This is a genomic window from Acidiphilium acidophilum, from assembly GCF_033842475.1.
Lineage (GTDB): Bacteria > Pseudomonadota > Alphaproteobacteria > Acetobacterales > Acetobacteraceae > Acidiphilium > Acidiphilium acidophilum.
Genome location: NZ_JAWXYB010000018.1, coordinates 2,098,772 through 2,117,418, shown reverse-complemented (window position 1 = coordinate 2,117,418; position 18,647 = coordinate 2,098,772). Strand labels below are relative to the sequence as shown.

General features: G+C 66.0%; 19 protein-coding genes, 1 tRNA gene and 1 pseudogene. 10 read left to right on the top strand and 11 right to left on the bottom strand.

Translation table 11 applies throughout. The features are described from left to right. Positions 1–15: 15 nt before the first annotated feature. A complete protein-coding gene (locus tag SIL87_RS12705) occupies positions 16–678 on the top strand; it encodes an SGNH/GDSL hydrolase family protein (RefSeq protein ID WP_319614541.1) in 663 nt (220 codons plus the stop codon). 141 nt (positions 679–819) lie between these two features. Here SIL87_RS12705 and SIL87_RS12700 read toward each other — a convergent pair whose 3' ends face one another. Genes SIL87_RS12700 through SIL87_RS12685 form a run of 4 tightly spaced genes read right to left on the bottom strand, consistent with a single transcriptional unit; the run spans position 820 to position 7,448 of the window. After that, complete coding sequence (locus SIL87_RS12700) at positions 820–2,838, bottom strand: hypothetical protein (protein ID WP_319614540.1); 2,019 nt, start codon at positions 2,836–2,838, stop codon at positions 820–822. Further along, positions 2,835–5,546, bottom strand: a complete 2,712-nt coding sequence (locus tag SIL87_RS12695; protein ID WP_319614539.1) for a DUF4159 domain-containing protein — start codon at positions 5,544–5,546, stop codon at positions 2,835–2,837. The genes SIL87_RS12700 and SIL87_RS12695 overlap by 4 nt, the downstream gene beginning before the upstream one ends. After that, a complete protein-coding gene (locus SIL87_RS12690) occupies positions 5,543–6,400 on the bottom strand; it encodes a DUF58 domain-containing protein (protein ID WP_319614538.1) in 858 nt (285 codons plus the stop codon). The genes SIL87_RS12695 and SIL87_RS12690 overlap by 4 nt, the downstream gene beginning before the upstream one ends. After that, positions 6,393–7,448, bottom strand: a complete 1,056-nt coding sequence (locus SIL87_RS12685) for an AAA family ATPase (RefSeq protein WP_319614537.1) — start codon at positions 7,446–7,448, stop codon at positions 6,393–6,395. Before SIL87_RS12685 ends, SIL87_RS12690 begins: the two co-directional genes overlap by 8 nt. Positions 7,449–7,683: 235 nt before the next feature. On the opposite strand from SIL87_RS12685, the gene SIL87_RS12680 reads away from it, so the two are divergent. Further along, positions 7,684–8,235 (top strand): DUF1285 domain-containing protein, encoded by a 552-nt coding sequence (locus SIL87_RS12680; RefSeq protein WP_319615978.1) that lies wholly within the window; start codon positions 7,684–7,686, stop codon positions 8,233–8,235. 52 nt (positions 8,236–8,287) lie between these two features. Next, a complete protein-coding gene (locus SIL87_RS12675; protein WP_319614536.1) occupies positions 8,288–8,875 on the top strand; it encodes an NUDIX hydrolase in 588 nt (195 codons plus the stop codon). Here SIL87_RS12675 and SIL87_RS12670 read toward each other — a convergent pair. Further along, positions 8,852–9,316 (bottom strand): hypothetical protein, encoded by a 465-nt coding sequence (locus SIL87_RS12670; protein WP_319614535.1) that lies wholly within the window; start codon positions 9,314–9,316, stop codon positions 8,852–8,854. The two genes, SIL87_RS12675 and SIL87_RS12670, sit on opposite strands and share 24 nt — an antisense overlap. A 171-nt stretch (positions 9,317–9,487) precedes the next feature. On the opposite strand from SIL87_RS12670, the gene SIL87_RS12665 reads away from it, so the two are divergent. Next, complete coding sequence (locus tag SIL87_RS12665; RefSeq protein ID WP_319614534.1) at positions 9,488–10,639, top strand: CCA tRNA nucleotidyltransferase; 1,152 nt, start codon at positions 9,488–9,490, stop codon at positions 10,637–10,639. Here the strand turns inward: SIL87_RS12665 and SIL87_RS12660 are convergent. Both SIL87_RS12660 and SIL87_RS12655 read right to left on the bottom strand, forming a co-directional pair. Further along, positions 10,618–11,292 carry an RlmE family RNA methyltransferase gene (locus SIL87_RS12660; protein WP_319614533.1) on the bottom strand — a complete coding sequence of 225 codons (675 nt, stop codon included), beginning with the start codon at positions 11,290–11,292 and terminating at the stop codon, positions 10,618–10,620. The two genes, SIL87_RS12665 and SIL87_RS12660, sit on opposite strands and share 22 nt — an antisense overlap. Before the next feature lie 25 nt (positions 11,293–11,317). Continuing rightward, positions 11,318–12,415, bottom strand: coding sequence for a Ppx/GppA phosphatase family protein (locus SIL87_RS12655; RefSeq protein ID WP_319614532.1), 1,098 nt, complete (start codon positions 12,413–12,415; stop codon positions 11,318–11,320). 134 nt (positions 12,416–12,549) lie between these two features. On the opposite strand from SIL87_RS12655, the gene SIL87_RS12650 reads away from it, so the two are divergent. After that, a tRNA-Gln gene (locus SIL87_RS12650) sits at positions 12,550–12,623 on the top strand. Positions 12,624–12,769: 146 nt separating this feature from the next. Beyond that, on the top strand, positions 12,770–13,111 hold the full coding sequence (locus SIL87_RS12645; RefSeq protein ID WP_319614531.1) for a carboxymuconolactone decarboxylase family protein: 342 nt from the start codon (positions 12,770–12,772) through the stop codon (positions 13,109–13,111). A gap of 202 nt (positions 13,112–13,313) precedes the next feature. Here SIL87_RS12645 and SIL87_RS12640 read toward each other — a convergent pair whose 3' ends face one another. Both SIL87_RS12640 and SIL87_RS12635 read right to left on the bottom strand, forming a co-directional pair. Beyond that, on the bottom strand, positions 13,314–13,814 hold the full coding sequence (locus SIL87_RS12640; protein WP_319615977.1) for an ISAs1 family transposase: 501 nt from the start codon (positions 13,812–13,814) through the stop codon (positions 13,314–13,316). A 41-nt stretch (positions 13,815–13,855) separates the two neighbouring features. Beyond that, the gene (locus SIL87_RS12635; protein ID WP_319614530.1) at positions 13,856–14,446 is read right to left on the bottom strand and encodes an ISAs1 family transposase; all 591 of its coding nucleotides are present in this window, start codon (positions 14,444–14,446) and stop codon (positions 13,856–13,858) included. Between the two features lie 152 nt (positions 14,447–14,598). Here SIL87_RS12635 and SIL87_RS12630 point away from each other — a divergent pair, with 152 nt between their 5' ends. Next, positions 14,599–14,883 carry an ArsR/SmtB family transcription factor gene (locus tag SIL87_RS12630; RefSeq protein ID WP_319614529.1) on the top strand — a complete coding sequence of 95 codons (285 nt, stop codon included), beginning with the start codon at positions 14,599–14,601 and terminating at the stop codon, positions 14,881–14,883. Positions 14,884–14,898: 15 nt separating this feature from the next. Here the strand turns inward: SIL87_RS12630 and SIL87_RS12625 are convergent, their stop codons facing one another. After that, positions 14,899–15,183 (bottom strand): hypothetical protein, encoded by a 285-nt coding sequence (locus SIL87_RS12625; RefSeq protein WP_319614528.1) that lies wholly within the window; start codon positions 15,181–15,183, stop codon positions 14,899–14,901. Between the two features lie 223 nt (positions 15,184–15,406). Between SIL87_RS12625 and SIL87_RS12620 the strand changes: the two are divergent. Continuing rightward, a pseudogene (locus tag SIL87_RS12620) lies at positions 15,407–16,294 on the top strand (NAD(P)/FAD-dependent oxidoreductase); the annotation flags it as partial. 332 nt (positions 16,295–16,626) lie between these two features. Here the strand turns inward: SIL87_RS12620 and SIL87_RS12615 are convergent. Continuing rightward, a protein-coding gene (locus SIL87_RS12615) for an IS5 family transposase (protein ID WP_319614527.1) occupies positions 16,627–17,465 on the bottom strand; the annotation gives its coding sequence in 2 pieces (ribosomal slippage) (positions 16,627–17,093 and positions 17,093–17,465; 840 coding nt in all). A gap of 225 nt (positions 17,466–17,690) precedes the next feature. Here SIL87_RS12615 and SIL87_RS12610 point away from each other — a divergent pair. Further along, positions 17,691–18,131, top strand: a complete 441-nt coding sequence (locus SIL87_RS12610; protein WP_319614526.1) for a YeeE/YedE family protein — start codon at positions 17,691–17,693, stop codon at positions 18,129–18,131. Beyond that, positions 18,131–18,577 (top strand): DUF6691 family protein, encoded by a 447-nt coding sequence (locus SIL87_RS12605; protein WP_319614525.1) that lies wholly within the window; start codon positions 18,131–18,133, stop codon positions 18,575–18,577. Before SIL87_RS12610 ends, SIL87_RS12605 begins: the two co-directional genes overlap by 1 nt. Positions 18,578–18,647: the final 70 nt, after the last annotated feature.

Genomic DNA, 18,647 nt, shown 5'->3' with positions numbered 1-18,647 from the left:
ATCCCCGGGGGGGCTTTGGCGGCTCAGCCAGCGTGTCCGGTCGTGCCGGTGCAGCATCTGGTTCTGCCGCATCTCAGGGCCGCGTTGAAATCGGGCGCGCCGGTGGTGATTGCGGCGCTCGGATCGTCCTCGACCTGGGGGGCGATGGCGCGCGACATCGCGGATTCCTATCCTGCGGAATTGCAGGACGATCTGGCGGCACTGCTGCCGGATGCCGAGATCAGCGTGATCAATCGCGGCATCGGCGGCGAGGATGCCGGGCGGGAAGATGCGCGGATGGCAAGCGACGTGCTGGCCCTGCGGCCTGCCGTGGTGATCTGGCAGGTCGGCGCGAATGCGGCGGCGCGGGCGGAAAGCATCGGGCATTTCAGTGCGCTGGTCCGCAAAGGGCTGCGGACGCTGCGGGGCGCGCATGCCGATGTGATCCTGATGGACAACCAGCGCTCGGCGCGGCTGCTCGCCTCGCCCGACAATGCGCGGATCAATGCGGCGTTGGCACGGCTCGCCCGGCAATCGGGCGTCAGCCTGTTCTCGCGCGATGCGCTGATGCGCGGCTGGGCGCGGACCGGCGCGCCGCTCGATGGGTTTCTGGCCAAAGACGGGCTGCATATGAACGATCATGGCTACGCCTGCACGGCGGCGGCGTTGGCGGCGGCGATGGTGCGGGCGGTTAAGTAAAGGGGAGGGAAGTACTTCTTTTTTTGTAAAAAAAGAAGCAAAAAAACTTTCGTTCCATTGGGACTGTGCTGCTGAAAAGGTCCATGCCCCAGAATAAAAAAGTTTTTTGCTTCTTTTTTACAAAAAAGAAGCGCTTCCTTCCTATCCCCGCTCCCGCCACCACCCCGCCACCAGCAGCAGCGCCGCCAGCAAGGCGGCGGGAATCGCGGGCGGCACCGGGATGTCGCGCGCACCGGTGACCAGGGCGGCGTGGCGGCGGTGCAGCAGGCCGGACCAGCCGGGTTGCGGCGTATGGCCGAGCCAGACGATCCTGCCGCCGGACCGGTCGGCGAGGGGGGCGAATATCCGGTCGGTCGCGGCGAGGTCGGCCTGTTCGGCGGGGTCGTCATTGGCGGCACCGGCATAGGCGGTCATGCCCCTGGCCTTGACCTGCCAGACGCCGGGGGCCGGGGCGGGCAGGGTTGCGGTGTAGCGCCCCGGTCCGGCGTGGTGGAGCGCGATTTTGGTGGTGGCTCCGGCGGGATCGACGATCGTTGCCTGACCGGGCGGTCCGCCGTGCAGCGAGCGGCGTTCGATGGTGAGGGTGGTGCCCTTGAAATGGGCGGTGAGTTGGCGGGCGTCGAGCGAGGGTTCGCCGAGCAGCCAGTGGACGGTGCGGCGGAGCAGGGGTTCGGCGGGTCCGGCCATCGATGTGTCGCCGGCCAGCGCGCCGCGCGCCCAGAGCCAGAACTGATCGGACAGCAGCAGGGCGACGCGGCCTTTCCCGGCATGGGCGAGGATCAGCAGCGGGGCTTTGGCCGGTCCCGATGTGCGCAGCAGGCTGACCCCGGCGGTCTGCTGCACGCTCTCGTAGCGGTACCACGGGCCGGGGTGGTCGTGCGCGAGCGGTGCGGTGACCGGATCGCGCTGCCCCTCGCGGGTCAGGGTGGGGGTGAAGCGGCCGGTAACGGTGCCGGCACCGTAGGGGCGCGCGGGCAGGATCGGCTCAAGGGGCGAGCGGTCGAGCGAATCGATCGTTTCGAATTCGGACCCGGCCTCGATGAGCAGCGCTCCCCCGGCGCGGACATGGCCCGTGATGTTGGCGAGGTAGGGCGGCAGCAGCAGGTCGTCATTGGCGAACTGGTCGAGAATGATCAGGTCGAACTTGCCGAGGTCACGCCCGAACAGCTGGTTCACCGGAAACGGGATCAGCGACATGTCGTGGACCGGGGCGGCGAGCGGCTCGGTGGGCAGGCGCAGGATGGTGAAATTCACCAGGCGCACGGCGGGATCGGCCTTGAGCAGCAGGCGCCAGGTGCGCAGGCCGGGGTTGGGCGCGCCGGCGATCAGCAGCACCGTGAGGCGGCGGCGGACCCCGGCGAGATCGAACACCGCCTGATCGTTGGCGACAGAAACCTCGCCGGGAAGCGGCTGCGCCGCGACCGCGACGACCGAGGTTCCGGCATGGGCGATCCGGAGCTTGACGTTCATGGGCGTGCCGACCGGCGCCATGACGCGCGATGCGGTTTTGCCGTCGACCGTGATGGTGACCGGGACTTTGGTGCCGCGATCGTCCACCCCGTGATCGCGGATGATGAACCGGAGGTCGGCGTGATGGCCGACGAGGCCGTAGCGCGGGGCGGAAATCAGGGTGAGGGCGCGGTCGGTCTGGTTGCCGCGCGCCGCGAGCAGGGCCGAGACCGGAACACCCGGCGGGATCGGGATGGGGGCGTCGGTCGCTTCGCCATCGGTGATCGCGACGATCCCGGCGAGGCGATCGGGCGGGATGGCGGCGAGGGCGTCGTGCAGGGCGGCGAAGAGCGGGGTGCCGTCATTGGCGGCACCGGTCACGGTGACGACGCGCAGCCTCGTGGCGGGCGGCAGGGTGCGCACGAGGTGGTGGAACGCGGCATCGGCGAGGCGGGTGCGATGACCGATCGCCATCGAGGGGGATTTATCGCGCAGGATCACCACGATGTCGGGCAGCGGTGTGGTGGTGCGGATCTGCCAGCGCGGGCCGGCGAGCACGGCGAGCAGCAGGATGAATCCGAGCGCGCGCAGAATTGCCCCCCGCGCGCGGCGGATCAGCCCGGTCAGGACGATCACCAGAGCGAGGAGTCCGAGCGCGATCAGGACGGGCACCGGGAGCAGCGGCGTAAAAATCAGCGGCAGGCCGGTCATTGCGCGAGCCGCCGCAGGATTGCGGGGATCTGGACCTGATCGGATTTATAGGTGCCGGTGAGCGCGTACATCACGAGGTTGACGCCGAACCAGTTGGCCGCCTGACGCTGGCCGGGGGAGCCGGGCAGCAGGGCGCGCATCGGCATGCCCGCGCCATCGAGCGCCCAGGCTCCGGCCCAGTCGTTCGAGCCGATCACCACCGGGCTCACCCCGTCGGCATCGCGCGCGCCTTTGGCCGCGATATAGACCGGCGCACCGTCGAACCGGCCGGGAAAGCTGCGGTTCAGAAAGAAGGTGTGGGCGAGGGTGTCGCGGTCGGTCAGGCGTTCGAGCGGCGGAATCGCGAGGCAGGCGGTGGCGCGGCGCAGGGCGGCGGTGGCGCCGGGATCGAACCCGGCCCCGGAGCCGGGCAGGTCGCTGCCGCCGCCATCGGTGTCGATCACCAGCAACCCGCCCCCGGCCATGAAGGCATCGAGCGCGTGGCAGGCGGGCTTGCCGGGGGGCGTGGTGGTCGCGGTGATCGGCCAGTAGAGCAGCGGGTAGAGGTTGAGGTTGTCGATCCCCGGCGTGACGCCGCGTGGGGCGGCGAGATGGGCGGCGGTTTCCTGATCGACCTGATCCGAGATCGCGGCGAGACCGGCGCGGCTGATTGCATCGGTGTTGGCATCGCCGGTGCGGACGTAGGCGAGCATGGGCGCGAGGGCGCCGGGCGGGACATCGTGCGCGCTGTTATGCGCGTCGTTACTCTGGGCGTGGGCGGGCGGCGGCATTACGAACCACATGAGGCCCGCGAGCAGCAGGGCCGCGCCGCGCAGGCGGATCGCCCCGCGCAGCAGGAGCGTGATGGCGGCATCCGCGATCAGCAGGGCGAGCGCCAAGCCGAGAATATCCGGGCCGAACCTGCGGGCGCGGGGGATCGAGTCGAGGTTGGTGACCGGCACGCCCGCCGGGAGAGGCGCGCGGGCGAGGGGAGGGACGTGATCGCCCAGATTAAGGGCGATGGTGCCGTGCGCATCGCCCCACAATCCCGGCGGATGGGCAGGTGAGATCAGGGCATGGGCAAATCCGCTCGCCTCCAGCGGGCGCACCCCCGACCCAGGCAGGACCAGCGCGCCCGAGCCATCGAGCACCCGGATGGCGTGGAGTCGCCCCGATTTCGGTACGGCCCCTTTGCCGAGATGAACCAGCCGGTCGATCAGGGCCGGGAAATCGGCGCTGATCGGCCAGGTCGACCAGGCGGCGTTGGCGGTGGTGAGGATGGAGACCAGCATGCCGCGCCCCTGCCGCGCGCCGATCACGATCGGGGTGCCGTCCGACAGGCGGGCCCAGACGGTGGCGGGGTCGAGCGTGGCGGGGTTGACCAGGATCTGGCGGGAGACCGTCGCCGATGCCGGAAGCGGCAGGCCGGCCAGCGGCGATCCCCGGTCGAACGCCGCGATGGCTTCGGGCTTGCCCGCCGCCAGCGCGCTGCCGAGCGCGCGAACCCCCGGCAGCAGCGGATCGGGCGTCAGCGCGTCCTTTGTGGCGGCGGTGAGCGGCCCGGCGAAGCGGATCGCGACGCCGCCTGCGGCCATGAAATGATGGAGGCGGGCGATGTCCGCCGGGTTGAGCGGCAGATCGGCCATGATGAGGGCGTTGGCACCCGAGGCGATCAGATCGTCCAGCGAGCCGGTGCGGATCGTGGTGCCGGGCGGCAAGGCGCGGCGCACGTAATAGAGTGTGCCGAGCAGGCGCTGCTCGGGGTTGGCGGTGCCGCCCGAAACCAGCCCGACCACGACGCGGCTTGTGGCACCGTCGAGCAGCGCGACGCCGCCGGGTGCCGCCATGCCGGGCAGGGCCAACCGGGCGATCTTGCCGGCGAGGGCGACCGGCAGATCGAAGGATGCCGAACCCTGGGCCCGGCCCGGCCCGATTTTTACCGTGGCGCGCGCGAGCGCCACGCCGGAGGCGGTTTCGGCGAGCACCGGCTGGTCGATGCGGCCCGGATGCGGCAGGGTCAGGACGGTTGCGACCAGCGCGCCGTTCGCCGCGAGATGCGGGGGCGCGAGCAGGCGGAGGTCGGCGGTATCGCCGGTGATCAGCCGTGCCGGTGCGAGCGCGGCCACGAAGGACGCCGATCCGGGTTCCGCGAGGCCATCGGTCAGGTAGACGCCGGTAAGATCGGCGATATGCCGGCGGATGGCGTCGATCGCCCGGGTATCGGCGGCGCGGTCCGACGGCCAGGGTTCGGCGTGAAGCGCACCGAGCGCGGCGAGTGCGGCGGCACGGGTGAGCACATCGCTGGCGCGCGGCTGCTGGCCGGTTGCGGTTGCGGCGGTCGGGAGCAGCACCACGCCGCGCGTGCCGGCCTGATCGACCAGATGCCGCGCGGCGGTCAGTCGTGCCGGGAAATCCTGCGCGGCACCCCAGCCATTGTCGATCGCGAGCAGGATCGGGCCATGACCGGGGAGCAGCGGCGGCGGCACGATTTCGGGACCGGCGAAACCGATGATGACGAGGGCGGCGGCGAGCAGGCGCAGGAGCAGCAGCCACCACGGCATCCGCACCGGGCTGCGCTCGGTGGGCAGGATATCGTGGAGCAGGCGCAGCGGCGGGAAGACCTGACGGCGCGGCGCGGGCGGGGTCGCGCGCAGCATGAAATAGAGCGCGGGCAGCAGGGCCAGCCCGGTAAGGATCGCGGGTGCGGCGAAGCTGAGCGGCCCGATCATCCGCGCGGGTCCAGCGCGGCGCGGATCGCGGCGAGGGCCGGGCCGGGCGGCGCATCGGTGCGGTGAAACAGAGGGACCAGCCCGACCGCCTCGGCGGCGGCGGCGACCATGGCGCGCTGGGCGGCAATCCGGTCGCGATAGGCGGCGGCGACCTCTTCGGCGCGCGCGACATCCTCGCGCGCGGCACCCCCCGGCTGCTCGAACAGCACGCGGCCATGGAACGGAAAATCGCACTCCGCGCCATCGAGCACCTGAACCAGCACGCCGCCCCGCGTTGCGGCACCGCGCGCGGCGAGGCTGGCGCGGATATCTTCGGGTGGATCGAGCCAATCGCCGATCACGGCGAGGCGGCCGGTGCAGGGCGTGGCGGTCGGCGGGAGCAGGAACCCGGCGGCGAGGCGGTCGAGCGCGCCCGGACCGGCGAGGGACGGGGTGCGCCCGAACAAGGCGATCCGCTCGCCGCCGTCGAGCGCAAGGGCGGCGAGGGCCAGAGCGAGGATCAGGGCGCGGTCGTGCTTGGTCTCGCGCCCGGGTTTCGATGCGAATTCCATGCCGGGGTGGTCATCCACGTCGATCACCAGGGTCTCGACCGCTTCCCATTCCCGCTCGCGGATATAGAGCCGTTCGCCCCGGGCGCTGCGCCGCCAGTCGATGCTGCGCGGCGCATCGCCATCCCGCAGATCGCGGTATTGCCAGAACTGCTCGCCCGATCCGGCGCGGCGGCGGCCATGGCGGCCCGACGCCGCCCCGGCGGCGAGGCGTTGCGCGGCGAGCAGCAGGCCGGGCAGCCGCGCGGCGAGAGCCTCGGCGGCGGCGACGCGCTTTCGGGTAGCGGCGGGGGATCGGTCAGCCAAGCGCTCTGGTCACCACCCGGCCGATCAGGGTTTCGAGATCGGCACCTTCGGCCCGTGCCGTGAAGGACAGGCCCATCCGATGGCGGAGCACCGGCGCAGCGAGGGCGGCGATATCATCGAGGCTCGGGGCCTCGCGGCCATCGAGCAGGGCGCGGGCGCGGCAGGCGAGCATCAGCGATTGCGCCGCGCGCGGCCCCGGTCCCCAGACCAGAGCGTCGCGCAATTCGGGCAGGATGGCGGTTTCCGGGCGCGCGCCGCGCACCAGGCGCAGGATCGCTTCGAGCACGCTTTCACCGACCGGCATGGCGCGAACCAGAAGCTGGGCGTCGCGCAGGGTGGCGGGGTCGAGCGTTGCGCGAATCGCGGCCTCGGCGGTGCCGGTGGTGGCGAGCAGCATCGCCCGCTCATCGGCCAGGGCGGGATAATCGATCCGGATTTCGAACAGGAACCGGTCGAGCTGCGCCTCCGGCAACGGGTAGGTGCCTTCCTGTTCGAGCGGGTTCTGGGTGGCGAGCACGTGAAAGGGCGAGGGCAGCGCGCGGTTCAACCCGGCGACCGCGACGCGGTTTTCGGCCATGGCCTGAAGCAGCGCGGACTGGGTGCGCGGCGAGGCGCGGTTGATTTCATCGGCCATCAGCAATTCGGTGAAGACCGGCCCTTCGATGAACCGGAAGCTGCGGCTCCCGGTGGCGTCGGTTTCCAGGACCTCGCTGCCGAGGATATCGCCGGGCATCAGGTCCGGGGTGCACTGGATTCGGCGGCTGGCGAGGCCAAGGGCGGCGGCGAGGGTTTCGACCAGCCTGGTCTTGCCGAGACCGGGCACGCCGACGATCAGCGCGTGTCCCCCGGCAAGGATGGCGGCGAGGCACTGGTCGATCACCTCGTCCTGCCCGAGGATCACGCGGCGGATCTGGGCGCGTGCGTCGCCGAGGCGTGAGGTGGTCGCGGCGAAACGGGCCAGAACGGCGGTATCAACGGCGGTATCAGGGGTGCCGGGTGCTGCCCGATCCTTTTCGGCAGGGACATCTTTTTGCAACATGCTGGTCATTTGTGATCGCCTTGTAGTTTTACCTGAGGGTCCGCCTGCCTATATCAGCATGTATGAACGATCAGGTCGAAGGATAGAGGCTAGGATTGTGAACGATTTCCAGCGAAGCGCCGACGGTTCGTCTCTCCCGCCAACGAGGATGAGCATGGCCCAGAACCATGGCCGCGACAATTCCGCCGATCGTTTCGGCACCGTGCTGCCTGATGAAAAGACGGCCGAAGATAGCGTGATTCCCATGCGGGCTGACCATACGCTCACCAAACGCGGCAAGCGAACGCCGGTCGATTGCGGCGATCTGCCGTTTCTGATCCGCCGCGACGGGACATGGCTCTACCGGGGATCGCCGATCGGGCGGAAATCGATGGTTTGCCTGTTCGCGAGCGTGCTCAAGCGCGATGCGGAAGGGCAGTTTCTATTGGAAACCCCCGCCGAACGCGGGCGGATCGATGTCGAGGATGCGCCGTTCGTCGCGGTCGAGGTCGATTGGGTCGGGGTCGGCCGCGATCAGGTCCTGAATTTCCGGATCAACACCGATCAGACCATCGCCGCCGGAGCCGAGCATCCGCTCCGCATCGCGCATGACATGCTGACCTGCGAGCCGACTCCTTATCTGCTGGTACGCAACGGCGACGGGATGTTTCCGATCGAGGCGCGGATCAGCCGGTCGGTCTATTACGAGCTGGTCGCGCTCGCCGAGCCGGGGATCAAATTCGGCAAGAACGTGCTCGGCGTGTGGAGCCAGGGGGTGTTTTTCTCTCTCGGCGAATTGTCACCCTGTGGTGACTGAAGCGGTCTGACGATTGATCCTGACCGCTGGCGCGCCCACAACGCTGCCGATCATGAACGAAGACGAAATTCGCTACCGGCTGAACCGGCCTGTCTCCTGTGCCTCGGTTGCATGCGCGTCCGGAACGCGGGCGGCGGCGGTGCTCGTGGCGATCGAGCCGGCCCGGGGCGTGTGGCTGACGAGGCGGGCGACCGGTCTCGCCCATCATGCGGGGCAGGTCGCCCTTCCGGGCGGCACGGTCGACCCGTGCGATGCGTCGCCGGAAGCGGCGGCGTTGCGTGAGGCGTGGGAGGAGATCGGCCTCGACCCCGCCACGGTCGATCTGCTCGGGCGCCTCGATGAATTCGCGACCGGCACCGGGTTCCACATCACGCCCGTCATCGGGCTGATCCGCGGTGCGCCCCGGTTCGTGGCCTCTCCGGGTGAAGTCGCGGCGATTTTTCCGCTCCCCCTCGCGGATCTGCTCGATCCCGCCTTGCCCGAATGGCGCCGTGGCACGTGGCACGGCGACACCAGGGAGTTTCCGGTCTGGCCGCATCCGGATCACGTGATCTGGGGCGCGACGGCGTGGATATTGTACCGGCTGGCGCTTCGGTTGCGCGATCAGCCGCCCGCTTCAGTCGACCGGCTGGGTGGATGAGCCATTGGCCGAACTGGACCCCGGCGATGCCGTCGCGGTTTGCACCGGATTCATGGGAACGGTGATCAGCTTCGGATAGTTATAGGCCGCGCCATCGCTCATATCGACACCCGCACCGATGATGCCGCCGAACAGGAGGTTGCCGAACGCCATGCCTTTCGTGGTCGAGGCGACGGATTGTATCGCGGGCTGGTAGCCTGCCTTGGTGCATTTGACGTTCAGGGCATCATAGCCGCGATGGACGCTGACGGTTCCAGGCGTCCTGACGAACCACGAGCCCTTGTTGCTGGTAAGCGCGCACTCGGCCCCCGCCACGGACTCGCCGTTCGCCTGGGTCTGGACCGAAAGAACCTGGTTGGTACCATCCACGATCGACGCGCAGCCCGCCGCAGGCAAAATGAACAGCATCGGCAGGACGATGCGGCCAGCTAGATTTTTCATTGAGACTCCCTCAGATCCTTGTTTCCAGGCGATAACAGATCGCCTTCGGCAAATTGCACGACATCGCAATAATTACAATATAGTTATTACTATTCGGTTAACATTTTTTCATGGAAAGATCGACCGACGCCAATGGTTTCCGACCGGGGCGAAACTGGGCCATAGAGCGGCATGATCAGCGAGTCCCTGTCGCAGCTTTGGCGCTTCATCCCGGAAGCTCGCATCGTCGGCGGCGCGGTACGCGATCGCCTCGCTGGATTGCCGGTCAGTGACATTGATCTTGCCAGTCCGCTGACGCCCGAGGCCGTGATCGCCCGGCTTGAAGCGGCGGGCGTGCGCGTCATTCCCACCGGTCTCGCGCACGGCACCGTCACCGCCCTGCTCGGCGCGCAGACATTCGAAATTACCACTCTGCGCCATGATCGGGCGACCGATGGCCGCCATGCCGAGGTCATCTTTATCGATGACTGGCAGGCCGATGCCGCACGGCGGGATTTCACCATCAACGCGATGTCGATGGACCGCGACGGCACGATCCACGATTATTTCGGCGGCAAGGACGATCTGGCGGCGGGCCGGGTGCGGTTCGTCGGCGATCCGGCGCGGCGGATCACCGAGGATTATCTCCGTATTCTACGGTTTTTCCGGTTCTTCGCCCGATACGGGCATGGCGGCGCGGATCAAGCGGCAATTGCCGCCATCACGGCCCTGCGCGGCGGGTTGGCGCGCCTGTCCGCCGAGCGGGTGTGGCAGGAGATCGGGAAGATCCTCGCCGCCGAACACCCGCAGGCGGCCCTGCATCTGATGCGCGATACCGGCGTGCTTGCGCAAATTCTTCCCGAAGCCGGATCGCTCGATGCGCTCGACCGGTTGATCGCGCGCGAGGCTCCGGCGGACCGGCTGTTGCGCTTCGCGGCCCTGACGCCGGATGATCCCGGCATCGCGGAGCGGCTGAAACTTTCGGAGGTCGAGCGGACCACGCTCGCCTCGCTCCATCGCGCCCCGCTGCTTGACGCGGATGCCGATGATGCCGCGCTGCGGCGCGCTCTGGCCGACTGGCCGCACGAGGCGCTGATCGGTCGCAGCTGGATGGCGGACGGGCGCGGGGCCATCCGGGCGCGGCTCGCAGCGATGACGCGCCCGGAATTTCCGCTGAAAGGGCGCGATGCGCTGGCGCTGGGTGGCGCGCCCGGCCCGCGGATCGGGCAGGCGCTCGCGGCGACGCGGGCGTGGTGGCGGGAGGGTGGTTGCGTGGCGGATCGCGCCGCCTGCCGCGCGGAACTCGCGCGGCTGATGGCGGTTCAGGACGGATCGGGCCGGTAACCGGTCGCGACGAGATAGAGTTCGCGGCTGTCCTTGCGGCTGGCTGCCGGTTTGGCATGGCGGACCAGTTCGAACCGGCGTTTCAGCAGCGCCAGCATGCCGCCCTGCGCGCCGCCCTGAAACAGCTTGGTCACGAACCCGCCACCTGGTTCGAGCGTCTTGAACGCGAAATCGAGCGCCAGTTCGGCGAGGCCCATGATGCGGAGGTGATCGGTCGCCATGTGGCCGGTGGTGTTGGGCGCCATGTCCGACAACACCAGATCGGCGCGTCCGCCCAGCGCCTCGCGCAGCGCGGTTTCCATCGCCTCGGCCTGAAAATCCCCCTGCAGCAAGGTCGCTCCCGGAATCGGGTCGATCGCCAGCAGGTCGATCCCGACGACGCGCGCCGCCCCCCGCGCCAGCGCGATCTGGGTCCAGCCGCCGGGGGCCGCACCGAGATCGACCACGCGGCTCGATTTGCCGATCAGGCTGAACTTGTCATCGAGCTCGACCAGTTTGAACGCGGCGCGCGAGCGATAGCCCTTGGCCCTGGCCGCCTCGACATAGGGATCGTTCAACTGGCGGGTCAGCCATTTCTGCGACGAGGGCTTGTGCTTGCGCGCGGATTTCAGCCGGACCGTGGTGCGGCGGCCGGGCGAGATGTCATCGGTCATCGGGGTCAGTTCTGGTTGGGGTGGATCAGGCCTGGAAGCGGCGGGGTTTGGCGCGGGCGTTGCGGATCAGGCGCATCAGCATGCCCTCCCGCAGCCCGCGATCGGCGACCGCGAGTTCGCTCGCCGGCCACATGTCTTCGATGGCGGCGAAAATCGCGCAGCCGGGCAGCACGAAATCGACCCGGTCGGGGCCGATGCAGGGGTGTTCTGCGAGGCCGGACGGCCCCATGGCGCGAATCGCCGCAAGACCGCCGGCGACCTGTTCGCGCGCAAGCACCGCCCCGTCGATCGCGCCGCGCCGATACCGGTCGAGATTGAGCGCGATGCCGGCGATGGTGGTGACGGTGCCGCTGGTGCCGATCAGACGCACCCCGCCCTGGCGGATTTCCTGACCGATCCGGTGGATCTGCTCGAACGGCCGCAGCAGGGATTTGATTTCCTCGACCACGGCGGTGAAGCCCATTTCACTTTCGCAACACCCGGCGCAACGCTCCGAAAGCGTCACCACCCCGACCGGAATCGTATGATAGCCGATCAATTGCGGCAATGAGCGGTCGGTGTCGCCGTGCGGGCCGGGCACCCGGACCCAGGCGATCTCGGTCGAGCCGCCGCCGATGTCGAACAGCAGGGCGCGGCGCTCCGCCTGATTGATCAGCGAGGCGCAACTTTCCATCGCGAGGCCGACTTCCTCGCGCGGCGAAATGGTTTCGATCGGCAGGCCGGTGGCGGCGCGGGCGCGGGCAACGAAGGCGGCGCCGTTTTCCGCCTGGCGGCAGGCTTCCGTCGCGATCGCGCGGATATCGCTGACCTGCCAGCGGTGCAGGCGCTCGGCACAGGCGGAGAGCGCACCGATCGCGCGGTCCATCGCATCGTCCGAGAGCGTGCCGGTCCGGTACAGGCCTTCGCCGAGCCGGACCACGCGGCTGAAACTATCCAGAACGTGAAACCCGCCGCCGCTCGGCACGCCCACCAGCATCCGGCAATTATTGGTCCCGAGATCGATCGCGGCGAAGGCCGGAGGCCGGGCACGCCGTTCCACCGCAGCGACGCCGATGGTGGTGCGTCGCTCGGCTGGGCCCCGGATCGGCAGGGGGACGTTCGGCAGTACATAGTCGCTTGCCATGACGTTTATATAATGAGCCCACCTATGGCCGCAGAGCAAGCCAGAATTGCATATCGCATGGATTTGATTGCGTGATGGTGCCGTTTGCTTCGCGGTGTTCGGGATGCTAGGGACATTCCGCACAGGTTTCCGCCTGGGGGATAGTTTAGCGGTAGAACTTCCGGCTCTGACCCGGACAGCCCTGGTTCGAATCCAGGTCCCCCAGCCAGTCAGCGACATTTCACGGTTTCACTGGTGCCCATCCCCCCGAGTCAAAAATTTGTCAGGCGGGAAAAACAATGCCGCAATCCGCGCCGATCGCGCTATAGGTCGGTCAACGCGACATAAACGGCGAAATAAACGGGAGGATGGTTCATGATCGAAGACTGGCCGGAAATGGCAGCGACGCTCGACGCCTCGATTCTCAAACTGCGCGAAGCCAACCCGCAGATCATGAACGCCTTTGGCATGATGGGGCGGTGGGCCCACACCAGTGGCGCGCTGGATCGCAAGACCAAGGAACTCATCGCCCTCGCGATCGGCGTGGTGACGCGGTGCCAGCCCTGCATCGCCTATCACGGGCGGGATGCGGCGCGGGCCGGGGCGACGCGTGAGGAGGTTTCGGACATGTTGGGGGTGGCGATTTTCATGGGCGGTGGCCCGGCAACCATGTACGCCGCGCAGGCGCTGGAGGCGTTCGATCAGGCCGACGCCTAGCAGGTGCGCCCGCCGGCCTCGCTTGACTTTATTTGAATTGACCCGGAAAACTGGAAAAATTACTGACCACGCATAAGTTTACTTAAAACGAGCGTCAGCGAGGATCGCATGACCACGGCTTCACTATCCGACCAAGTCAAATGGGCCGACGAAACCCGACCGGCCGGCTCCACCGGCATCGATGTCCACGCCACACGGCTGTTCAACGCTTTGATATAGCGACGAGTGAGAGCAGGTGTTGGATGCCGGCGAGCGCTGCGCGGTATCGGTCTTGCTTCATGGTGCCAGTCTTGCTGACCATCAGGATATTGAAGCCGAAGCTGCGTAAGCGGGCGAAGATGCCCGGGTTGGTTCGGATGCGCGACCGGTCTTCGCCCATAGTGACATCCCTTGTGTAATGCGAGGTGTTTTCGATTTTCCAATGCGCGCGGATGGCCACGCCGGCCCGAGCGGCGGTGATCGGGCGGTTCGCGATGTAGAAGGCGGTTTCCGTTGTCGAGTGGAGCAGCCCGGTTGCGGGGCTGCGTGTCACGACCGAGCGCTCCACTTGTATGATCGCGGCGACGTGGGGATGCCAATCGGTGTCGGCGAGTGCGTCGGCCGGATCGAAGACAGTGACGGCACGGGTTTCATCGCGATTGCGGCCATGATTGCGGCTTTGGGCGCGATCGTGCGAGGCGGCCGTCGCGGCCAGGTGTTCAATCGCGGCTTTCAGGGTCGGCTGATTGTCCTTGAGCTGAACGATCAGGCCGATTTTGGCGTCCTGGGCGACCTCGAAGAGTTTTTTTGACAGTGCAGCGCATCGAGGGTGACGATGGCGTCCTCAGCGATACCGAGCTCGGCAAGCAGTGTCTGAGCTGCCGGGATCTCATTGGATTTCGCATCGATATCGAGGTGCGCCAGCACGAGTTTGGTGTCGGTGGCGAAGGCGCTGAGCACGTGAGCGGCGGTTCGATCGTGGAACTTGTCGAAGCTGCCGCGCAGGGTCTTGCCGTCCAGTGCGATGCTGGCAGCACCGGGCTTGGCGTTGGCCGCGTGCAGAAGTGCTGCATGCCGACGAAAGACCGCCTCCACCCCGATCGGATCGAGCCCCTGGAGGATGTAGCGGATCGAGGTATGCGACGGTGCGCGGCGCCATTTCAAACCAAAGCTGCGGTTGAGGGTGCGGCGATGGGTGTCGATGAACGTGACGATACCGCGATAGGAATCGCTGCCGCTCACGATCGCGAGGATCGAAAACAAAAGCACGTGGGGCAACTTGTAGAGTTTGCCCTCCGCGCGGCGTGGGTCAGGGACATCAGCCAGGATGTCGAGCAACGGGGTGAACGTGGCCATGGTAACCTCCGAATCGGTTACCTCCCCACGAATCCCAGATCGATCCCGGCGGGAATCCGCAAAATGCTCGACGCCTCAATTTCCGACGTCCTGTTGCATATCGGACCCAGTGAACCATCAGTTCAGAGGGTTGAACAGCCCTGGTCCACGCCATGATGGCAAAGGCTAGTCAGGTTTCGCACTTCCTCAGCATCATGGCCAATCCCCATCGGATCATGATTCTCTGCCACCTGACCTATGGCGAGTTCACTGTAAACGAACTGGAAGAGAAGATAAAAATCCGCCAGTCGCATTTGTCGCAGCAATTGAAGATATTGCGTGCCGAGGGTGTGGTGAAATGCCGCCGCGTATCGCGCTCCATCTATTACTCGCTCGACAGCGATGCGGCACATCAACTGGTCAAGGTGATCTACAAGAATTTCTGCCAGCAATCGTAGTTCGATCCCTGGTTTTCAGCACAACAACCCGAATAACTGCTCATCGAGCATGAATGATTCGAGTTCTTCGAAACCTTCCTCGCTCAGCGAATAGGTTCCACCCCCGCCACAACCACCGGTCTGCATGGCGACGAGCCCCGCTTTCACGAACCCATGCAGAAGGGCACGAATGTCGCTATCCGCCGCAAAACCGTGTTCATCACCAAACCGTGACCGAACCGTCTGTGCGATATCAATAAACCGCAGCGCCTCATCAGAACAACAGGCAAGGATCGCGAACTGAAGTTTGCGGTGGATCATGTCGATCTGCCTTTGGACGTTTTTCCCTTCCGTATGGTGTAGCGTGACTGTTCCCGTCGCTCAACCGATAAACACCGGCACGATTTATTTAGATGGACATATTCTTACCGCTTGATATATCAAAGTCGGCAGAGTAATAAGACTGTGACGTCTAAGAATTCCGCTGCGCTGCACAATAATAATTAAGTTCAAGAGGAGGACGTAAGTGGCTGAAATCGTTGTTATGGGTGCCGGACTTGGCGGAAGCTTGATGGCCTATGAACTCGTGCCCGAATTGCGGGCGGGGGATCGTATAACCGTCATCGGCAGCAGCCCGTCTTATCAGTTCTACCCCTCGAACCCCTGGGTGGCGGTGGGATGGCGGACCCGGAAAGACGTCGAAGTCGATCTCACTGCCGTGATGAAGAAGAAAAAGATCAATTTCATCCCCCACCCGGCGCAGCGGGTCGATCCGGCCAATAACAGCATCACCCTGCATGACGGCAGCGCGTTCAAATACGATTATCTCGTGATCGCGACCGGGCCTGATCTTGCGTTCGATGAAATTCCCGGCCTCGGCCCCGACGCGCACACGTTTTCGATTTGCGAAACCGGGCATGCCGTCCAGGCCTATGAAGGCTTCGAGGAATTGTGCCGCAATCCCGGCCCGGTCGTCATCGGTGCCGCGCAGGGCGTCTCCTGCTTCGGACCGGCCTATGAATTCGCCCTGATCCTCGACACCGAACTCCGCAAGCGCAAGCTGCGCAGCAAGGTGCCGATGACCTACGTTACCCCGGAACCGTATATCGGGCATCTCGGGCTCGATGGGGTGGGCGACACCAAGGGTCTGCTGGAAAGCGAGTTGCGCAACCGGCACATCAAGTGGATCACCAATGCGCGGGTCAAGGAAATCACCGCCGGTAAAATGGTCTCCGAAGAAGTCGGCACTGATGGCAGCGTGATCAAAACCCACGAGTTGCCCTTCAAGTTTTCGATGATGATGCCGCCGTTCCGTGGTGTCGCCGCGATCAAGGGCATCGAGGGGCTGGTCAATCCGCGCGGCTTCGTGCTGATCGACGAGTATCAGCGCAACCCGACCTTTCAGAACGTGTTCTCGGTCGGCGTCTGCGTCGCGATCCCGCCGATCGGGCCGACTCCGGTGCCGGTCGGCGTGCCGAAAACCGGTTTCATGATCGAATCGATGGTCACCGCGACGGCGCATAATATCGGCGCGCTGCTGCGCAACCGCGCACCCGACACCAAGCCGACCTGGAATGCCGTGTGCATCGCCGATTTCGGCGATGGCGGCGTGGTGTTCGTCGCCCAGCCGCAATTGCCGCCGCGCGACGTCAACTGGTCCGCCGACGGCAAATGGGTCCATCTCGCCAAGATCGGCTTCGAGAAATACTTCATCCGGAAAATCAAGGGCGGCACCAGCGAGCCGGTCTATGAGTCCATCCGGGATCATTTTGTTTCCTTACAGAGTTTTCGTACCATCAGCCGGATGGATGCCCAGCGTAGAAATGCAAGTCCGTTTTGGTTGAGGCATTCCCAATCCTTGGCCAACCGGCGACAACGGTTGAGCCAGCCGATGGTTCGCTCAACGATCCAGCGCTTGGGCACAACGACGAACTTTCCGATATCGGAGCGCTTGACGATCTCGACATTGATCTGAGCGCACACGCGGCCCAGCCCTTCCTGGAATTTCGGCCCTTGATAGCCACCGTCGGCATAAAGCTTGAGCAGAAAGGGAAACAGACCGAACAGCGTTCCCATCAGCATCACGCCGCCGTCCCGATCCTGGATGTCGGCGGCGTGGACGATGGCGCAAAGCAGCAGGCCTTGCGTGTCTACCAGGACATGGCGCTTCTTGCCGTTGATCTTCTTGCCCGCATCGAACCCTGACGGATCGATATGACCCCCCCTTTTTCCGCGCTCTTGACGCTCTGGCTGTCAATGATCGCAGCCGTCGGACTGGCCGCGCGGTCAACCTGTTCGCGACATCTGACGTACAGCGCATGATGAATGCGATCGAGCGTGCCATCCTCGTTCCAACGGCGAAAATAGTCGTTCACCGTGCTCCGTGGAGGCAGATCTTTCGGCAGCGACGCCCATTGGCAACCGGTACTCAGGATGAACATCAGCCCGTTGATCACCTGCCGCTCATTCACCGTACGCTTGTTGCCGCCACGCTTGGCGGGCGGGATCAGCGGGCCGATGATCGCCCACTCGTCATCCGTCAAATCGCTCGGATAGCGCAGCTTGCTGCGATCATACCGGGCGCGGTTCTCGTTCGTCCACATCAGGCTGCTCCTGCGAATCGGGCCGCCGCTATGGAATCACAAGTGACTCCAAAGTTTCAAGGTGTTCCCGGATGGACACTATGAGAAATTCATGATGAAGACCATGAAAATCCACAAGTTGAAGCAGAAAGCGACCCAGACCCGCCACGCCGCCGAATAATGGCACGGGCCGGACCTTCAATCCGGCCCGGTTCGCCAAAATTCTGATAGACGAAAGAGTTCAAGATGCTGCTTCCCGTTCCTCCCGCGACCAGTTTCACCCCGGTTTTCTCCCTCTTCGGCGGCGCGCTGATCGGCCTCGGCGCCGCAACCCTGTGGATCGGCAACGGCAGGGTCGCGGGCGTCAGCGGTGTCCTCGGCGGCCTGATCGAGCCGAAGGAGCGGGACTGGAAACTTGCGTTCATCGCGGGAATGTTGCTGACCGGCCTGATCGCCCGGGTGCTCGGGATCGACCCGTCATTCCAACTTTCGGGGCCGCGCCTGCTGCTGGTTCCTGCGGGATTGCTGGTCGGGCTCGGTGCCGCGCTGGCCGGCGGGTGCGGGTCCGGGCACGGTATCTGCGGCCTGTCGCGACTGTCACCGCGCTCCATCGCCGCCACCGCGACGTTCATGGGCGTCGCCTTCGTCGCGGTCTTTCTTACCCGCGTCATCGGCGGGATGTTCTGATGCGAGTGCTCATCGCCTTGGTCGCGGGTGTATTGTTCAGCGCCGGCCTGTTGATTTCCGGAATGGGCGATCCGGCGAAGCTGCTGAATTTCCTGTCGATCGGCCCCCGCTGGGACCCCAGCGTCGCCGTGGTCATGGGCGCGGGAGCAGCGGTGATGGCGTTGGGGTTCCTCACGGCGCGGTCATTGAGAAAACCCTTGTTCACCGATGCGTTTGCGGTGCTGCCGCGCCACGGGATCAACCTGCGTCTGGTCGGCGGGGCCGCGATGTTCGGCCTCGGCTGGGGATTGATGGGCCTGTGTCCCGGCCCGGCGGTGGCGGATCTGGTGCTCCATCCGGGGCCGGTCGGTCTGTTCATCGTGCCGATGATCATCGGCATCTGGGGCTACCGGCTGTTCAACAAGTCGAAATCGGCGGCGGCAGCGCGGGTTGGCGTGTCGGCGTAGGCGGCGAGGCAGAGGGCGCGGTCAGACCCGCGCATCACGAAGTATCGAAACGAACCAAAAGCGGACGGGG

Coding starts and splice junctions, on each gene's coding strand:
- SIL87_RS12660 (WP_319614533.1), bottom strand. CDS start 11,292: ATGACCGATGACATCTCGCCCGGCCGCCGCACCACGGTCCGGCTGAAA.
- SIL87_RS12675 (WP_319614536.1), top strand. CDS start 8,288: ATGAACGAAGACGAAATTCGCTACCGGCTGAACCGGCCTGTCTCCTGT.
- SIL87_RS12625 (WP_319614528.1), bottom strand. CDS start 15,183: ATGATCCACCGCAAACTTCAGTTCGCGATCCTTGCCTGTTGTTCTGAT.
- SIL87_RS12665 (WP_319614534.1), top strand. CDS start 9,488: ATGATCAGCGAGTCCCTGTCGCAGCTTTGGCGCTTCATCCCGGAAGCT.
- SIL87_RS12655 (WP_319614532.1), bottom strand. CDS start 12,415: ATGGCAAGCGACTATGTACTGCCGAACGTCCCCCTGCCGATCCGGGGC.
- SIL87_RS12610 (WP_319614526.1), top strand. CDS start 17,691: ATGCTGCTTCCCGTTCCTCCCGCGACCAGTTTCACCCCGGTTTTCTCC.
- SIL87_RS12645 (WP_319614531.1), top strand. CDS start 12,770: ATGATCGAAGACTGGCCGGAAATGGCAGCGACGCTCGACGCCTCGATT.
- SIL87_RS12695 (WP_319614539.1), bottom strand. CDS start 5,546: ATGATCGGGCCGCTCAGCTTCGCCGCACCCGCGATCCTTACCGGGCTG.
- SIL87_RS12670 (WP_319614535.1), bottom strand. CDS start 9,316: ATGAAAAATCTAGCTGGCCGCATCGTCCTGCCGATGCTGTTCATTTTG.
- SIL87_RS12635 (WP_319614530.1), bottom strand. CDS start 14,446: ATGGCCACGTTCACCCCGTTGCTCGACATCCTGGCTGATGTCCCTGAC.
- SIL87_RS12680 (WP_319615978.1), top strand. CDS start 7,684: ATGCGGGCTGACCATACGCTCACCAAACGCGGCAAGCGAACGCCGGTC.
- SIL87_RS12605 (WP_319614525.1), top strand. CDS start 18,131: ATGCGAGTGCTCATCGCCTTGGTCGCGGGTGTATTGTTCAGCGCCGGC.
- SIL87_RS12630 (WP_319614529.1), top strand. CDS start 14,599: ATGATGGCAAAGGCTAGTCAGGTTTCGCACTTCCTCAGCATCATGGCC.
- SIL87_RS12685 (WP_319614537.1), bottom strand. CDS start 7,448: ATGACCAGCATGTTGCAAAAAGATGTCCCTGCCGAAAAGGATCGGGCA.
- SIL87_RS12700 (WP_319614540.1), bottom strand. CDS start 2,838: ATGACCGGCCTGCCGCTGATTTTTACGCCGCTGCTCCCGGTGCCCGTC.